Source organism: Lysobacter sp. A421, from assembly GCF_054052145.1.
In genome coordinates this window covers 21,216-36,168 of the sequence record NZ_JBSVRL010000004.1, presented here as the reverse complement: position 1 = coordinate 36,168, position 14,953 = coordinate 21,216, and the positions used below count along the sequence as shown (strand labels likewise).

Genomic DNA, 14,953 nt, shown 5'->3' with positions numbered 1-14,953 from the left:
TGGAGTTATCGATGGATACTGGTCTCAGCCCGGCTGTCTCGGGCCCGCGCACTGTGCGCAGTCCCCGGGGCACCACGCTGTCCTGCAAGTCATGGTTGACGGAAGCGGCCTACCGGATGCTCCAGAACAACCTGGACCCTGAAGTCGCCGAGCGTCCCGACGAGCTCGTGGTCTACGGCGGCATCGGCAAGGCGGCACGTGATTGGCCCAGCTTCGACCGCATCCTGTCCTCTCTGCGGGCACTGGAAGCCGACGAGACCCTGCTGGTCCAGTCGGGCAAACCGGTAGGCGTATTCCGGACCCATTCCGACGCGCCACGAGTCCTGCTGGCCAACTCCAACCTGGTCCCGTATTGGGCGAACTGGGACCACTTCAATGAGCTCGATCGCAAGGGACTGATGATGTACGGCCAGATGACGGCCGGCTCGTGGATCTACATCGGGTCCCAGGGAATCGTGCAGGGAACCTACGAGACTTTTGTCGAACTGGGACGTCAGCACTACGAAGGAGACTGGTCGGGAAAATGGATCCTCACCGCTGGCTTGGGGGGGATGGGCGGTGCCCAACCACTGGCGGCGACCCTGGCCGGCGCGAGCTGCATCGTGATCGAGTGCGAGGAGGCGCGGATCGATTTTCGATTGCGCACCCGTTACCTGGACCGAAAGGCCCATTCCATCGAGGAGGCGCTGGAGATCGTCGAAAACGCCACGTCGCCGGTGTCGGTGGGTCTGCTCGGCAACGCAGCGGAACTGCTGCCCCGCTTTGTCGAACTTGCCCGGCTAGGGCGAGCCACACCGGCGGCGGTCACGGACCAGACCTCGGCGCACGATCTGATCAACGGATACCTTCCCTCCAACTGGTCGACGGCGCAGTGGCAGGCCGCACGCACCGATGCTTCCGCGCACAAGGCATTGCAATCAGCCGCCGCCGCTTCGTGCGCCGAACACGTGCGCGCAATGCTCGATTTCCACCGCATGGGCGTGCCGACGATCGACTACGGCAACAACATCCGCCAGGTCGCCCTGGAGCAAGGGGTCTCGGACGCGTTCGACTTCCCGGGCTTCGTCCCGGCCTGCATCCGGCCGCTGTTTTGCCAAGGCAAGGGACCCTTTCGCTGGGTGGCGTTGTCGGGGGACCCCGAAGACATCTATCGCACGGATGCCAAGGTCAAGGAGTTGTTCCCCGACGATGCCCACCTGCACCACTGGCTCGACCAGGCGCGTGAGCGCATCGCATTCCAGGGCTTGCCGGCACGCATCTGCTGGCTCGGCCTGGGACAGCGCCATATCGCCGCCCTGGCGTTCAACGAGATGGTGCGCACCGGCGAGTTGAAGGCTCCCGTGGTGATCGGCCGGGACCATCTCGACTGCGGCTCGGTGGCCAGTCCGAACCGGGAAACCGAAGCGATGCGCGATGGCTCCGACGCGGTCTCCGACTGGCCGCTGCTCAACGCGATGCTGGCGGTTTCGGGAGGCGCTACATGGGTGAGCCTGCACCATGGCGGCGGCGTCGGCATGGGCTTTTCCCAGCACTCCGGCGTGGTGATCGTCTGCGACGGGACCGAGGAGGCCGACAAGCGGCTGGCCCGTGTGTTGTGGAACGACCCCGCCACCGGCGTCATGCGCCATGCCGATGCCGGCTACGACGAGGCACTGACGTGCGCCCGGGACAACCACCTCAACCTGCCATCGATCACGGGATGACCAACGCATGCCCATGCTGACCCCCGGACAGATTCCGCTGTCCCAGTTGCGTTCCATCGCCCTGCAGTTTGCTCCGGTTTCCCTTCCGCCGACGGCAAAGAGCCGGGTCGACGAGGCGGCCCGCACGGTCGCGGCCATCGTCGCCGCCGGCGCGCCGGCCTACGGGATCAATACCGGATTTGGCCTGCTTGCCAGCATCCACATTCCGCCCGACCAGCTGGAACAACTGCAGACCAACCTCGTGCGCTCGCATGCCGTCGGCGTCGGGCGCTTGCTTGACGACGACACCGTCCGCCTGATCCTCGCGCTGAAAATCGCCTCGCTGGCGCGCGGGCATTCCGGGGTGCGCTGGGAACTGCTGGAAAGCATGGTTGGGCTGTACAACGCGCAGGTCTGGCCATGCATCCCGGCCCAGGGCTCGGTCGGCGCCTCCGGGGATCTGGCCCCGCTGGCCCATCTGACCCTGGCCCTGATGGGCGAGGGATCGGTCCGCATCGACGGCGAAGTCGTGCCCGCCGATGAGGGTTTGCGCCGCGCCGGTTTGACACCGATCCGGCTGGGCGCCAAAGAGGGCCTGGCGCTTCTCAACGGCACCCAGGTTTCCACCGCCATCGCGTTGGTCGCCCTGTTCCAGGCGGAACAGGCGTTCGCCGCCGCGGTGCTGGCCGGCGCCTTGACGGTCGATGCCGCCCGCGGCTCGGACACGCCATTCGATGAGCGCATCCACGCGTTGCGCGGCCAGCCCGGTCAGATCCACGTCGCCCGCCTGTACCGCGACCTGCTCCATGACAGCGCCATCCGTGAGTCCCATCGAACCGGTGACTCCCGCGTGCAGGATCCTTACAGCCTGCGCTGCCAGCCGCAGGTGATGGGCGCGTGCTGGGATCTGTTGAAGCAATCGGCGAACACCTTGTTGATCGAGGCCAATGCGGTTTCCGACAATCCGCTGCTGTTTCCGGACACCGGCGAAGTCCTGTCCGGCGGAAATTTCCACGCCGAGCCGGTCGCCTTTGCGGCCGATCAGATCGCCATCGCGACTTCCGAGATCGGCGCGCTTTCAGAGCGCCGCATCGCACTTCTGGTTGACGCCCACCTGTCGGGCCTGCCGGCATTTCTGGTCGAAAACCCGGGCATCAACTCCGGTTTCATGATTGCCCATGTGACCGCGGCAGCACTGGCCAGCGAAAACAAGACCCTGGCGCACCCCGCCAGCATCGACTCGATCCCGACATCGGCCAATCAGGAAGACCACGTCAGCATGGCCACGTTCGCGGCCCGCAAGGCGGGCGATGTGGCGATCAACGCGCGCCGCATCGTCGCCATCGAACTGCTGGCGGCATGCCAGGGAATCGACTTCCTGCGCCCGCTGCGCTCCTCTGTCCGGCTAGAACAGGCGTTCGACCTGATACGCACGGTCGTCCCCCGGTATGACGAGGACCGCTACTTCGCCCCCGAGATCGCGGCGGCGGACACGCTGATTGCCAGCGGCCAGCTCGCTGAGCTGGTACGCACCGAGTTTCCGGACGAGCTGGGCTGATGGACTTATGAACTGATGGAAAGCTGGCACGGTCGCATCGATGACGAAGCGGACCCCGAGACCTTCCGCTGGCACCAAGTCGTGCGTCCAGTGGAACGCCACGCCGCCCCGGGCGTCGCTCTGCTGGGATTTGCCAGCGACGAAGGCGTGCGCAGGAACAACGGCCGGATCGGCGCGGCACAAGGCCCATCGGCATTGCGACAGGCCCTGACCAACCTGCCTGTCACCCACTCGCGCCCTCTGTATGACGCAGGTGACATCGCCTGCACCGACGGCGATCTCGAAAGCGCGCAACAGCGCTACGCCGACCGCATGACTGAACTGCTCGCGGATGGCCACTTCCCGGTCGGCATGGGCGGTGGGCACGAGATCGCTTTCGCCAGCTATCTGGGATTGGCGAACAGCCGCGATCCCGGTCGCATCGCCATCGTCAACCTGGATGCGCACTTCGACTTGCGCGACAGCCCGATCGCCACCTCCGGAACCCCGTTCCGCCAGGCCATCCAGCACGCCGAAAAGCATGGCATCGCGCTGGATTACTTCTGCCTCGGGGTCAGCAACGCCGCCAACACACGTCGCCTGTTCCACACCGCACGGGAGACCGGCACGCGGTTCCTGATGGATCAGGACATGACAGCGGCCAACTCCGCCGCGCAGGTCGAACAACTCCTGCAGTGGCTACAACCGGCCGACTCGATCTATCTGACCCTTTGCCTCGATGTCCTCCCGCACGCGGTGGCGCCCGGCGTCAGCGCTTCCAACGCCCGGGGCGTGGCCATGGAGGTGCTGGAACCGTTCATCGCCGCCATTGTGGGAACGGGCCGGGTGAAGGTCTGCGATATCGCGGAACTGTGCCCGCCACTGGACCGGGACAATGCCACGGCCCGGGTCGCTGCCCGCCTGATACACGGACTGGTGCAGTGAATACCCATTCACCGGCGGCTTCGCTGAGTGTTCTGCGATCCTCCCAGACCGCCGTCGACCGGCGGTTCATGAAATACCCAGCAACGCCAGCGTGTTCTGGTTAAAGTAACCGACCATGTCGCTCCAGCACCTACTACTGCGTGTCCTGCTCTGCATCGCCCTGATCCTCAATGGATCGGGACTCGCGGTGGCGGCGACACAGATGCAGGTGCAACATGCGGCCACGGTCGCTTCGACGACGCCGGATTCAGCGTCCACTCCGGACGAGCACACGACCTGCGCAGAGCACTCGGCACCGGCAACTGCTGCGACCGAGGCACCGCTTGGAGACCACCCTGCCACGGCGGATTGCTGCACAGGTACGGCATGCGATGTCGCTTGCCCGGCAGGGTTGCTGGCGACGCTGACGGTACCGGTGCAGGAGTGGCGAATGGCGCCGCACGTCCTGGCAGCTCGGCCGGCCCTGGCCGACCATCCGGCCCCCGCGCTTCACAACCGATACCGACCTCCGATCCGTTGAGTCCGGGTGCCCTTGTCCGGCGCCCGCTTCTGCCTGCCTGACGACGCGCTATCTATCGATGCCGACGCGGCAGATGCGGAGATGTTCCGCCCTCCAGCGGAGCTCCGACTTCCCCGAATTCACGGAGTGTTTCCATGTCCACCGATTCTTCCGGGCTCCCCCCGGCGGCGCCCTCCCGACGTCGTTTTGTCACCGGGCTGGCCGCTGGCGGCCTCGCTGCCGGCATGGGGCTTTGGCGCTTGCCGGCGCTTGCCGCCAGCGGCGCTGCCCAGACCCTGCAGACCCTGAGCGGCACCGACTTCGACCTGTCCATTGGCGGCTCGATGGTCGATTTCACCGGCCGCGCCCGCCCGGCCGTCACCGTCAATGGCACGTTGCCGGCGCCGCTGCTGCGCTGGCGCGAAGGCGACACCGTGACCGTACGCGTGGCCAACCGCCTGCGCGATGCGTATTCGTCGATCCACTGGCACGGCATTTTGCTGCCGGCCAACATGGACGGCGTGCCCGGCCTGAGCTTCGACGGCATCGCGCCGGGCGAAACGTTCACCTACCAATTCCAGCTGCAGCAGTCCGGCACCTACTGGTACCACAGCCACTCGATGTTCCAGGAGCAGGCCGGGCTGTACGGCCCGATCATCGTCGAGCCGCGCGCGCCGGCCCCCTACCACTACGACCGCGAGCACGTGGTGCTGCTGTCGGACTGGACCGACATGGATCCGACCGCGCTGTTCCGGCGCATGAAGAAGAACGCCAGCTACGACAACTACTACCAGCCCACCGTCGGCGACTTCGTGCGTGATGCGCGCAGTGAAGGTCTGTCGGCCACGCTGCGGGACCGGATGATGTGGGGGCAGATGCGGATGACGCCGTCCGACATTTCCGACATCAACGGCCACACCTACACCTTCCTGATGAACGGCACCGCGCCGGCCGGCAACTGGACCGGCCTGTTCCGTCCGGGCGAGAAGGTCCTGCTGCGCTTCATCAACGGCTCGGCAATGACCTATTTCGACGTGCGCATCCCGGGCCTGAAGATGACCGTGGTCGCCGCCGACGGGCAGTACATCCACCCCGTCACCGTCGACGAGTTCCGCATCGCTGTGGCCGAGACTTTCGATGTACTGGTCGAGCCTTCGGGGGCGGATGCCTTTGCGATCTTCGCCCAGGACATGGGCCGTACCGGCTACGCGCGCGGCACCCTCGCAGTGCGCCAGGGCCTGCAACCACCGGTGCCGCCGCTGGACCCGCGCCCGTTGCTGACCATGGACGACATGGGGCATGGCGGCATGGACCACGGCAGCATGGGTCACGGCAGCGCGGGTGATGCCGACACAGGGCATGCGGCCATGGGGCACGCCGGCCACGACATGCAGGCGATGTCCGGCATGGACCACTCGGCGGGCGGCATGCAGCAACACCCCGCCAGTGAAACCGGCAACCCGCTGGTCGACATGCAGGCGATGTCACTGGCACCGAAACTGGACGACCCCGGCATGGGGCTGCGCGACAACGGCCGCACGGTACTGACCTACGCCGCGATGAAGAGCCTGTTCGACGATCCGGACGGCCGCGAGCCCAGCCGCGAGGTCGAGCTGCACCTGACCGGCCACATGGAGAAGTTCGCCTGGTCGTTCAACGGCCAGAAATTCGCCGATGTCGAACCGCTCCGCCTCAACTACGGCGAGCGCATGCGCATCGTGCTGGTCAACGACACCATGATGGGCCACCCGATCCACCTGCACGGCATGTGGAGCGACCTGGAGGACGAGAACGGCGACTTCCATCTGCGCAAGCACACCGTCGATATCCCGCCGGGCACCAAACGCAGCTATCGCGTCCGCGCCGACGCCCTCGGCCGCTGGGCCTTCCACTGCCACCTGCTGTACCACATGGAAGCGGGAATGATGCGCGAAGTGAGGGTCGAGGAATGAGTCGGTCTCTTTTCACCTCCACCACGGTGATGGCGCTCGCGCTGGGTCTGGCTCTGCATGGCACTGCCGCTGCCCAGGATCATCACGACCACGCCGAGCCGACGCCGGTTGACCATTCGGCAATGAACCACGGCGACGATGCCAGTCAAAAGGACATCGACCACGCGGCCATGGATCATGCCGCGATGGGGCATGGCAGCACGGATCAATCCCCACATCACCCGGCCACTGCATCACCTGCCAAGACTTCCGATCACTCGGGCATGGACCATGGCGCGATGGACCACTCGACCATGGATCACGCCGCGATGGGGCATGGCGCGCCACCACAGACGGAACCGATCACGCCGATTCCCACGGTAACCGATGCCGACCGTGCGGCCGCATTCCCGGTGCTGACGCTGCCGATGAATCATGCGCCCGAGATCAACCGCTACGTGGCGTTCAACCGTCTGGAAGCCTGGGATGCCCAGCCAGGCACGGGACAACTCTGGGAAGCTCAGGTCTGGGTGGGCAGCGACCTCAACCGGCTGTGGCTGCGCACCGAGGGCGAGCGCATCGGCGGCAAGACCGAAGCGGCCGAACTGGAAGCCTTCTACGGACGCAGCGTGTCGACCTGGTGGGACGTCCTGGCGGGCATCAAGCACGATTTCAACCCGGGTGGCTCGCAGACCTGGGCGGCCTTCGGAGTGCAGGGCCTGGCACCCTACAGGTTCGAGGTCTCGGCCACCGCCTACGTCGGCGAGTCGGGCCAGACGGCGGCCAACGTGGAGGTCGAGTACGAACTGCTGCTGACCAACCGGCTGATCCTCCAGCCGCTGGTCGAGGTAACGGCCTTCGGCAAGGATGACCCGGCACGAGGAACCGGTTCCGGGTTGAGCTCTGTGGAGGCCGGTATACGCCTGCGTTACGAGATCGACCGGAAATTCGCCCCGTATATCGGCGTGGTCCACGAACGTGTGTTCGGCAACACGGCGGACTTCCGTCGCAGCGAGGGCGAGGACTCCCGCGATACCCGCCTGGTCGCAGGCGTGCGGATCTGGTTCTAGCCGCGGCGAACAACCACTGCAGCCTCCACCCACGAGCCTTCACCTATCACGATACAAGTGAGAAACACGCATGAAACGCAACCAACTCGTATTGACCATCATCGCGCTAGCCTCTGCGCATGCTCTCACCGCCTGCGCGCAAGCGCCCGACAACAACACTGCGCCGGCATCGTCGCCGACACTGTTCACCCACTCCGCATCGGACGTCTCCGCGCAAAGTCCGGTGCCCGCCCAGTCAGCCCTGCCGTTGATGGTCGTCAGCAAGAGCCCCAATTGCGGCTGTTGCCAGTTGTGGGTGGAGCACATGGAACACGCCGGATTCACGGTCCAGGTCGTGAATACCCACAACGTGAATGCGATCAAGGAGCGGGTGGGCGTTCCGTATGGCAAGGGCTCCTGCCATACCGCGGAAGTGGACGGCTATTTCGTCGAAGGCCATGTCCCGGCGGATGACATCAAGCGGCTGCTGACGGAGCGGCCGGAAGGCAAGGGGCTGGTCGTGCCCGGCATGCCGGCCGGCTCACCGGGAATGGAGCTGCCCGACGGCCGCGTCCAGCCCTATGTCGTCGAACTCGTCGCCCACGACGGCAGCACGTCCGCGTTCGCCCACCACGCGGATTGACACGCTCAGTCGATTGCAGCGCGCTGCCTCGGCGGTCCCTGACCGGAGTCCGCCGCAGGCTCGTGCTTGCGGTCGAAACAATGGCGACCGGCCGCGTGATTCCACTCGACCCCGCCCCGTGGCTGACCGACTGCAGTGCGGGCGGTGTCGGTGCTGAAGTTCGCGCAGAGACGATAACCGCGCTCACCGGTGACCTGGTAGTCGTACGTCGCGCCGTCCACCGGGTCGCGCGGGACCTGCTGCCCCGGCAGGCTTGCCAGGGTAGCGATATCCGGTGGCAGTGCGTCGTGCTGCCGTGCATACAAATCGACCAGTTGGACGATTTGCTGCAGGTCCTGCACCCGCTTGCTGTCCAGAGTCACCTCGCGCTGCGCCGAGGGTGAGCGCATCACCGTGATCGCCGCCCCCACGGTCAACACAACGACGACGGTGGCGACGATCGCCAACCAGCGACCCGCCCGCGGCTGCCCGCTACCCACTTGCTGGCCCGCACTCATGACGGCTTCTCCTCGCGGCGCAGATCCAGCAGGTAATAGCCGAAGATGGTGCCGGAAATCACGCCCACCACCAGCACCTTGAGCACGAAGCGCACCGACAGCTCTCCGCTCAGCAGGCTGTAGACCAGGGTGATCAGGTCGCCGATCAGGATCCCGGCCGCGAGAAACAAGGTCAGGTAGGTCAGCCAGCGACGCACCAGCGACTGCCGGTTAACCGGGCTGCGCGCCAGCTCCTTGCCCAGGTGGCGCGCGACAAACAGGAACACCGGGAACGCGATCACCAGCGATGCCACCGACCAGCGCATGGACTGGTCAATCTGGCGAACCGCGTAGCCCGAATCGGCCGGATCCGGGAACGCCCGGTTGATAAAGTCGAACAGCAGCCCACCCAAGTGATACGCCGACACGTACAGCGTCGCGAACAGGACCAGGTAGAGGAACGCTTCGCGCGCCGAGAGATACGGTCGCGGCCGCGGTACCGGCACCGGAAACTCGACATCGGCATACGCAGCCAATGCGCTGTGCGACTGCTCCGGCGGCCATCCGGCCGAAGTGAGGGCGGCCTCGATCGCATCCCTGGACTCCCCCTTGGCGAGGGCGTCGCGTACGAACAGCTCCAGATCGTGCGTTGCGTTGGCCAAGGTGATCTCCTGAAGTCAGTGGTGTCCAGCCGTGCAAACTAGCAGGGTAGTCCGCGCGGAGTCGACAACCAGACACGATTACCCCCGCTTCGTCGCCGTAGTTCCGGTTTCGTCGCAATCCTTGTCGCTCCCACAGCCGGGCTCGCTATGCTCCGACCCAGTCCAAAGCCGTGCGGGAATCACCGTGATCAGAAGCACCTTCTTCGTCCTCCGCCTTGCCATCGTCTGGATGCTGGCGATCTTCCTGTTCGCAGGACTGTGGTCCGAACTGCCGCTGATTGGCTGGCTGGAGTGGCCGATCGTGCTGGGCGGCATGGTCATCATGGCGTTGGTGGTCACCGGCGCGATCTCGCACCTGGGGCGGGTACGGCTGATCGCCGGGCACATCGACAAGGCCACGCTCGGCAACCGCCAGCGACGGCAGGTCGAGATCCCGCTGGAAGCCGGAGAAGCCTTTGACCTGGTCGATGCGGCGATCCGGGAGTTGCCGCGCATCCAGAGCGTCGAAAGCGCGCGCGACAGCCTGCAGGTCCGGGCCAAGGTCAAACGTCCCGACATCTACGGCGAACGTCCACTGGGACGCTGGAATCCGATGTTGTGGTTCGGCATCCCACGCAACCAGATCCTTGCGACCGTCACCCCTGGCGACGACAGCGGCAGCGTGACCCTGATCTGCGAGCCGGAAAGTCCCGCCTGGAGCGACTGGTTCCTGGTCGACGACGGCACCAACTTCGAAAACGCCGAGGCGATCACCCGCGCCATCACCCGCCGCATCGCCGAGGGCCGTCGCAACGAGCAGGCCGCCGCCGCCCAGACCTCGACCGAGAAGGAACTGACCGTCGCCAAGCTCAGCCTGTTGCATGCACAGGTCGAGCCGCACTTCCTCTACAACACGCTGGCCAGCGCGCAGTTGCTGACCCGCAGCGACCCGCCGGCGGCAGACGACATGCTGGGCCATCTCATCCAGTACCTGCGTCATTCGCTGCCGCGCACCGATGACGAGCTGTCGACCCTGGGTGCGGAGCTGGAACGCGCATTGGCCTACCTGGAGATCCTCAGGATCCGCATGGGCGCGCGCCTGTCGGTGCAGGTCGATGTACCCGAGAACCTGCGCGCCACGCCATTGCCACCGATGATGCTGCAAACCCTGGTGGAGAACGCCATCAAGCACGGGCTGGAGCCACGGACCGGCGGCGGCACGGTGTGGATCCGCGCACGCCGCAGCGAGGAATCGGTGGCGGTGACCGTGGCCGACGACGGCGACGGTTTCAACACCAAAACCAGTGGCACCGGCATCGGCCTGAAGAACGTGCGCGAACGCCTGCGCCTGATCTACGACACCAACGCAGCGTTGACGGTGATTGCCAACTTCCCCGCCGGCGTCGCCGCTACCCTGACCGTCCCTGCCGGCACCGCACAGGACTCCCGCCATGTCTGATCCGGGCAACACCGGTACCTGCATCGTTGCCGAAGACGAAGCGCTGCTGCGCCAGTCACTGCTCGACCAGCTCCGCCACGCATGGCCGCAACTGCAGGTGCTGGCCGAATGCGAGGACGGCGCCAGCGCGCTGGAGGCCCTGGCAGAGCACCGGCCCGACGTCGCCTTTCTCGACATCCGCATGCCGGGTCTCAGCGGCCTGGAGGTCGCGACGGCCGCCGCGGAAGTCAGCCCTGACACCCAGATCGTGTTTGTCACTGCATACGACCAGTACGCCATCGACGCCTTCGAGCGCGGGGCGATTGACTACCTGCTCAAACCCATCACCCCGGCGCGGCTGGCCGCCACCGTCACCCGCTTGCAGGCGCGCACCGGCAACAACGACGCCGCCACGCTGGCCGCACTGGTGGAACGGCTGGGCCCGGTCCGCCCGCGCGACGACCTGCCCCCGCCATTGACCTGGATCACCGCCAGCGCCGGCCGCGAGACCCGTCTGATCCTGGTCGATGACGTCGCCTACTTCCGCGCCGACCACAAGTACACGACGGTGATGACGGCCGAGGGCGAAGCCCTGTTGCGCACGCCGATCAAGGAACTGCTCACGGTGCTGGACACGACCACGTTCAAGCAGATCCACCGCTCCACCATCGTCAACCTGAAGGCCATCGCCGGGATCGTCCGCGATGACAGCGGCCGCGGCGTCGTCCGCCTCAAATCGCGGCCCGAGACCCTGGCCGTCAGCGCACCGTTCATGACCCTGTTCCGGCATATGTAATCGAGGTGATTTATGAAATTCATGGCCCTGGTCTATTTCGTGCTGTCGTTGTTCGGCTGCGACATCGGCGGCAGTACGTATGTCACCCGCGCCACCGTCGACGGCACCGACACTCTCTATAGCCAGGCCACCACTCAGGCCGGCGTGGCGCGTTTCGAATGCCTGCGCAGCGCCAGCGGTGCGTGCCACTACACCGTGTTCCCGCGGGAGTGTCCGCCAGCGTCCGGGCCGACGAGTCCGCAGCTCGAGCGCTGCGAATCCAAGCCAATCGAGCGCTTCACCGTCGCAAAAGGCGAGAGCCGCCAGATCGCAGGCCTGCAGGGTTTCCGGTTGTGCGTGAGTGCCGGAGACGAAGTCCCCGAGCTGGGTTGCGACCCGCCCAAAGCGATCGCGAAGCAATGACCGGACAACGAAACCTCGTCCCTTTGGTCATGCCTTCACCGGAGGCCGCACCATCCAATCCGGCCAACGATCGCATCACGTCATTCCATGACATCAGCTTCTGGCGATTGTGCTGGTGTTCCCTGTTACTGCTCATCGTGCCATTCGGGTTGTTCGCCCAGGAAGCAACGGGGGTCGGTCTGGCACCATTCCACGCACCCGACCCGGTCAACGGCGTCCAGATGCCCGGCTTCGTGTTCTACCCTTCGGAACAGCCGGTCGAAACAACCACGGCTGTCGGTCCCTACAACGTCGCCGCCGCGTTCGATGCACCGCCATTGTCAGGGGCGAAGCCGCTGGTAGTGATTTCGCACGGCAACGGGGGATCCAACCTCGGGCATCACGATCTTGCGAGCTACCTGGCCGGCCACGGCTTCATCGTCGCCACCCTTGAACACCCCAAGGACAACTTCCACGACCAGAGCGGAGTCGGCACCTCGTCGGTGCTGGTCGGCCGGCCGATCCAGATAGCGGCATTGATCACCGTGCTGCTGGAAGACCCGCGCTGGGGCCAGCTGATCGACACCGATCGCATCGGGGTGGCGGGGTTCTCGGCAGGCGGCTACACCAGCTTGCTGATGGTGGGCGCCGTACCGCGATTCGAGCGTTTCATCAGCTATTGCAACAGACACCCCACCGACCGCGCCATATGCGATGCGGCAGATCGGATCAAGGCAAAGACCGCCAGTAAATCACGGACCATCGCCGACTTCATGCAAACCCAGCAAAACGACCTGAAGCGATGGGGCGACACCAAGGATCCGCGCGTCAAGGCGGCTTTCGTCATGGCGCCGTTGAGCCTGATCTTCGACAATTCCGGGATCGCGGCGATTGACCGTCCGGTATTCCTCTACTACGCCCAGAACGACCGCGTGCTGCTGCCATCGGAGAACGCGCTGCACATCAAACCGCTGATCCGCACGCTGACTGACAGCTCCATGGTGCCGGGGGCGGATCATTGGGTGTTCATGTCGCCCTGCTCGCCCGAACTGGCCAGGGATGCCGCCGAAATCTGTAGCGACCCTCCGGGCGTCGACCGCGACAAGGTGCATCGGCAAACCAACGCCGACGCGCTGGCGTTCTTCCGGCTGACCCTCAATGCCGGCAGTGACTGAGGGTCGTTGCCCATCGCGAACGGGCTATCGCGTCCGAATCCGGCGCGCAACGCCCCGGCCGCTCCACTAACCTGCCCGTCCACCCTCACCTGGACGCCGCCATGGCTTACCGCATTATCGGGCTCTCGCCCGCCCCGTTTGAACACCTGTTCGGACTGCCCGACCTGCAGTTGGCAGAGCATGGCGCCCAACGCTGGATCGCGGACGCGGACTCCCGTCTACCCGACCGGGTGGAGATCCGCGATGCCGCGCAGGGCGAATCGCTGATCCTGGTCAACTACGAACATCAGCCCGCTGCCACCCCGTACCGCGCGGCTCACGCGATCTTCGTGCGTGAAGGCGCCTCGACCGCTTACGACCGTACCAACGTCGTTCCCGACGCTCTGCTTACGCGGATGCTGTCGCTGCGCGCGTTCGACGCGGCCCACATGATGGTGGCGGCCGAATTGGTCGATGGGCGGGACACCGAGTCCTCCATAGCGCGGCTGTTCGCTGACCCACAGGTGAGCTATCTCCAGGCCCATTACGCCACCCGGGGATGCTATGCCGCCCGGATCGAGCGAGTACCCGCCGTTGCCTGATAGCCCTGCCCGTTCCAGCGCGCCGCAGCCCATGCCTCGCGGCGGGCCGCGTCGTGGAACGTCCAGGCGACGAACCGGTTGATCCTATTAGCGCGTCACCTGCTGACCACCATGGTTCTCCTTCATTCGCCGCTCAACAGGCTTCATTAATCCGAATTGATGACATAGGATTACCCCAGGATCAGGAAGACGATGGGTGGCATCTTTCCGGGGAGGGAAATGCGCCTGCGCCGATAGCGGCAACTCATCCGTGTCCGACTGTGCGATCGCCAATACATCACCAGGGGAAATCACGCGATGAAACTGCGCTCGGTACTGCTGGCCGCTCTGGCCTTGGCTGCAACTGTTGTATTCCAGGCGCAGGGCGCTGCGGAAGAAAACCCGATTGGTGAACTTCCGTGGCAACTCGGCCCCGCCAAGGCGACCATCGCCAATCGCGCAACCATCGCCTTACCCGATAGGTATGCCTTCCTTGGCGCAGGAGACACCAGAAAACTCAACGTCCTGCTGGAGAACCCAGCAAGCGGAGTCGACGAGTACACCATCGCGCCGGACGACCTGAGCTGGATTGCATTCTTCAATTTCAGCGAAACCGGCTATATCGAAGACAACGAATCGCTGGATCCCGACGAGATTCTGATCTCGATCCGCGAGGGAACCAAACACGGGAATATTGAGCGTCGCAAGAATGGCTGGGACACGATGCAGATTCTCGGCTGGAGCTTCAAACCCCAGTACGACGAACAGCTCAAGACGCTCGAATGGGCCGTTCTGGCCGAAATGGAAGGGTCTGGCAACCAGATCGTGAACTACAACACCCGGCTGCTGGGTCGTCGCGGCGTCATGGAGGTCGTGTTGGTTGCCAGTCCCGACGACCTGCACGCCTCGATTGCCGAGTTCAAACAGCTCCTGCCTGGCTATCACTACAACGCCGGCGAGAGGTATGCGGAGTACCAGCCCGGCGACCGGGTGGCTGCCTACGGCCTCGCTGCCCTCATCACCGGAGGCGCTGCCGCAGTCGCATCAAAGAAAGGTTTTTTCGCCGCTATTGCCGTGTTTCTTGCCAAGGCCTGGAAGCTGGTGATTGTGGCCTTCATCGGGATCGGCGCCGCTCTGCGCAAGATTTTCGCCGGCAAGTCGGACAAGCAGTCGTAAAGGCCCATCGCCTTGGAGGTCATT

The 14,953-nt window shown here is 65.2% G+C and carries 15 protein-coding genes; 13 read left to right on the top strand and 2 right to left on the bottom strand.

Going from position 1 to position 14,953, the window contains the following annotated elements:
• Nucleotides 1-11: 11 nt before the first annotated feature.
• The 7 genes from hutU to ACW7G6_RS11575 all read left to right on the top strand — a co-directional run bounded on the left by hutU (nt 12) and on the right by ACW7G6_RS11575 (nt 8,286).
• On the top strand, nt 12-1,703 hold the full coding sequence (gene hutU / locus ACW7G6_RS11605; protein ID WP_456980096.1) for a urocanate hydratase: 1,692 nt from the start codon (nt 12-14) through the stop codon (nt 1,701-1,703).
• 7 nt (nt 1,704-1,710) lie between these two features.
• Entirely contained in the window at nt 1,711-3,240 is a 1,530-nt protein-coding gene (gene hutH / locus ACW7G6_RS11600) for a histidine ammonia-lyase (protein ID WP_456998305.1), read from the top strand.
• A 15-nt stretch (nt 3,241-3,255) separates the two neighbouring features.
• On the top strand, nt 3,256-4,164 hold the full coding sequence (gene hutG / locus ACW7G6_RS11595; protein WP_456998304.1) for a formimidoylglutamase: 909 nt from the start codon (nt 3,256-3,258) through the stop codon (nt 4,162-4,164).
• Between the two features lie 115 nt (nt 4,165-4,279).
• Nucleotides 4,280-4,684, top strand: coding sequence for a CopL family metal-binding regulatory protein (locus ACW7G6_RS11590; RefSeq protein WP_456980099.1), 405 nt, complete (start codon nt 4,280-4,282; stop codon nt 4,682-4,684).
• A 134-nt stretch (nt 4,685-4,818) separates the two neighbouring features.
• On the top strand, nt 4,819-6,615 hold the full coding sequence (locus ACW7G6_RS11585) for a copper resistance system multicopper oxidase (protein ID WP_456980100.1): 1,797 nt from the start codon (nt 4,819-4,821) through the stop codon (nt 6,613-6,615).
• Nucleotides 6,612-7,664, top strand: coding sequence for a copper resistance protein B (locus ACW7G6_RS11580; protein ID WP_456998303.1), 1,053 nt, complete (start codon nt 6,612-6,614; stop codon nt 7,662-7,664). Before ACW7G6_RS11585 ends, ACW7G6_RS11580 begins: the two co-directional genes overlap by 4 nt.
• A 70-nt stretch (nt 7,665-7,734) precedes the next feature.
• Nucleotides 7,735-8,286 (top strand): DUF411 domain-containing protein, encoded by a 552-nt coding sequence (locus tag ACW7G6_RS11575; RefSeq protein ID WP_456998302.1) that lies wholly within the window; start codon nt 7,735-7,737, stop codon nt 8,284-8,286.
• A 5-nt stretch (nt 8,287-8,291) separates the two neighbouring features.
• Here ACW7G6_RS11575 and ACW7G6_RS11570 read toward each other — a convergent pair whose 3' ends face one another.
• Together ACW7G6_RS11570 and ACW7G6_RS11565 are read right to left on the bottom strand one after the other, a co-directional pair.
• Nucleotides 8,292-8,783 carry a hypothetical protein gene (locus tag ACW7G6_RS11570; RefSeq protein WP_456998301.1) on the bottom strand — a complete coding sequence of 164 codons (492 nt, stop codon included), beginning with the start codon at nt 8,781-8,783 and terminating at the stop codon, nt 8,292-8,294.
• The gene (locus ACW7G6_RS11565; protein ID WP_456980104.1) at nt 8,780-9,424 is read right to left on the bottom strand and encodes a DUF5671 domain-containing protein; all 645 of its coding nucleotides are present in this window, start codon (nt 9,422-9,424) and stop codon (nt 8,780-8,782) included. The genes ACW7G6_RS11570 and ACW7G6_RS11565 overlap by 4 nt, the downstream gene beginning before the upstream one ends.
• Before the next feature lie 184 nt (nt 9,425-9,608).
• Between ACW7G6_RS11565 and ACW7G6_RS11560 the strand changes: the two genes are divergently transcribed.
• The 6 genes from ACW7G6_RS11560 (at nt 9,609) to ACW7G6_RS11535 (ending at nt 14,929) form a co-directional block, all read left to right on the top strand.
• The gene (locus ACW7G6_RS11560; protein WP_456980105.1) at nt 9,609-10,862 is read left to right on the top strand and encodes a sensor histidine kinase; all 1,254 of its coding nucleotides are present in this window, start codon (nt 9,609-9,611) and stop codon (nt 10,860-10,862) included.
• Nucleotides 10,855-11,637, top strand: a complete 783-nt coding sequence (locus ACW7G6_RS11555) for a LytR/AlgR family response regulator transcription factor (RefSeq protein ID WP_456998300.1) — start codon at nt 10,855-10,857, stop codon at nt 11,635-11,637. The genes ACW7G6_RS11560 and ACW7G6_RS11555 overlap by 8 nt, the downstream gene beginning before the upstream one ends.
• Nucleotides 11,638-11,649: 12 nt before the next feature.
• Nucleotides 11,650-12,039: a hypothetical protein gene (locus ACW7G6_RS11550; RefSeq protein ID WP_456998299.1), complete on the top strand. Its 390-nt coding sequence runs from the start codon at nt 11,650-11,652 to the stop codon at nt 12,037-12,039.
• Nucleotides 12,040-12,068: 29 nt separating this feature from the next.
• Entirely contained in the window at nt 12,069-13,193 is a 1,125-nt protein-coding gene (locus ACW7G6_RS11545) for an alpha/beta hydrolase family protein (protein WP_456980108.1), read from the top strand.
• 101 nt (nt 13,194-13,294) lie between these two features.
• A complete protein-coding gene (locus tag ACW7G6_RS11540; protein WP_456980109.1) occupies nt 13,295-13,774 on the top strand; it encodes a DUF1203 domain-containing protein in 480 nt (159 codons plus the stop codon).
• Nucleotides 13,775-14,071: 297 nt separating this feature from the next.
• The gene (locus ACW7G6_RS11535; protein ID WP_456998298.1) at nt 14,072-14,929 is read left to right on the top strand and encodes a DUF2167 domain-containing protein; all 858 of its coding nucleotides are present in this window, start codon (nt 14,072-14,074) and stop codon (nt 14,927-14,929) included.
• The last annotated feature ends 24 nt before the right edge of the window (nt 14,930-14,953 follow it).

Excerpts from the sequence above, each read along its gene's own strand:
- ACW7G6_RS11540 (WP_456980109.1), top strand. The coding sequence starts at position 13,295 with ATGGCTTACCGCATTATCGGGCTCTCGCCCGCCCCGTTTGAACACCTG.
- hutH (WP_456998305.1), top strand. The coding sequence starts at position 1,711 with ATGCCCATGCTGACCCCCGGACAGATTCCGCTGTCCCAGTTGCGTTCC.
- ACW7G6_RS11535 (WP_456998298.1), top strand. The coding sequence starts at position 14,072 with ATGAAACTGCGCTCGGTACTGCTGGCCGCTCTGGCCTTGGCTGCAACT.
- ACW7G6_RS11575 (WP_456998302.1), top strand. The coding sequence starts at position 7,735 with ATGAAACGCAACCAACTCGTATTGACCATCATCGCGCTAGCCTCTGCG.
- ACW7G6_RS11545 (WP_456980108.1), top strand. The coding sequence starts at position 12,069 with ATGCCTTCACCGGAGGCCGCACCATCCAATCCGGCCAACGATCGCATC.
- ACW7G6_RS11555 (WP_456998300.1), top strand. The coding sequence starts at position 10,855 with ATGTCTGATCCGGGCAACACCGGTACCTGCATCGTTGCCGAAGACGAA.
- ACW7G6_RS11585 (WP_456980100.1), top strand. The coding sequence starts at position 4,819 with ATGTCCACCGATTCTTCCGGGCTCCCCCCGGCGGCGCCCTCCCGACGT.
- ACW7G6_RS11580 (WP_456998303.1), top strand. The coding sequence starts at position 6,612 with ATGAGTCGGTCTCTTTTCACCTCCACCACGGTGATGGCGCTCGCGCTG.
- hutG (WP_456998304.1), top strand. The coding sequence starts at position 3,256 with ATGGAAAGCTGGCACGGTCGCATCGATGACGAAGCGGACCCCGAGACC.
- ACW7G6_RS11570 (WP_456998301.1), bottom strand. The coding sequence starts at position 8,783 with ATGAGTGCGGGCCAGCAAGTGGGTAGCGGGCAGCCGCGGGCGGGTCGC.
- ACW7G6_RS11550 (WP_456998299.1), top strand. The coding sequence starts at position 11,650 with ATGAAATTCATGGCCCTGGTCTATTTCGTGCTGTCGTTGTTCGGCTGC.
- hutU (WP_456980096.1), top strand. The coding sequence starts at position 12 with ATGGATACTGGTCTCAGCCCGGCTGTCTCGGGCCCGCGCACTGTGCGC.
- ACW7G6_RS11590 (WP_456980099.1), top strand. The coding sequence starts at position 4,280 with ATGTCGCTCCAGCACCTACTACTGCGTGTCCTGCTCTGCATCGCCCTG.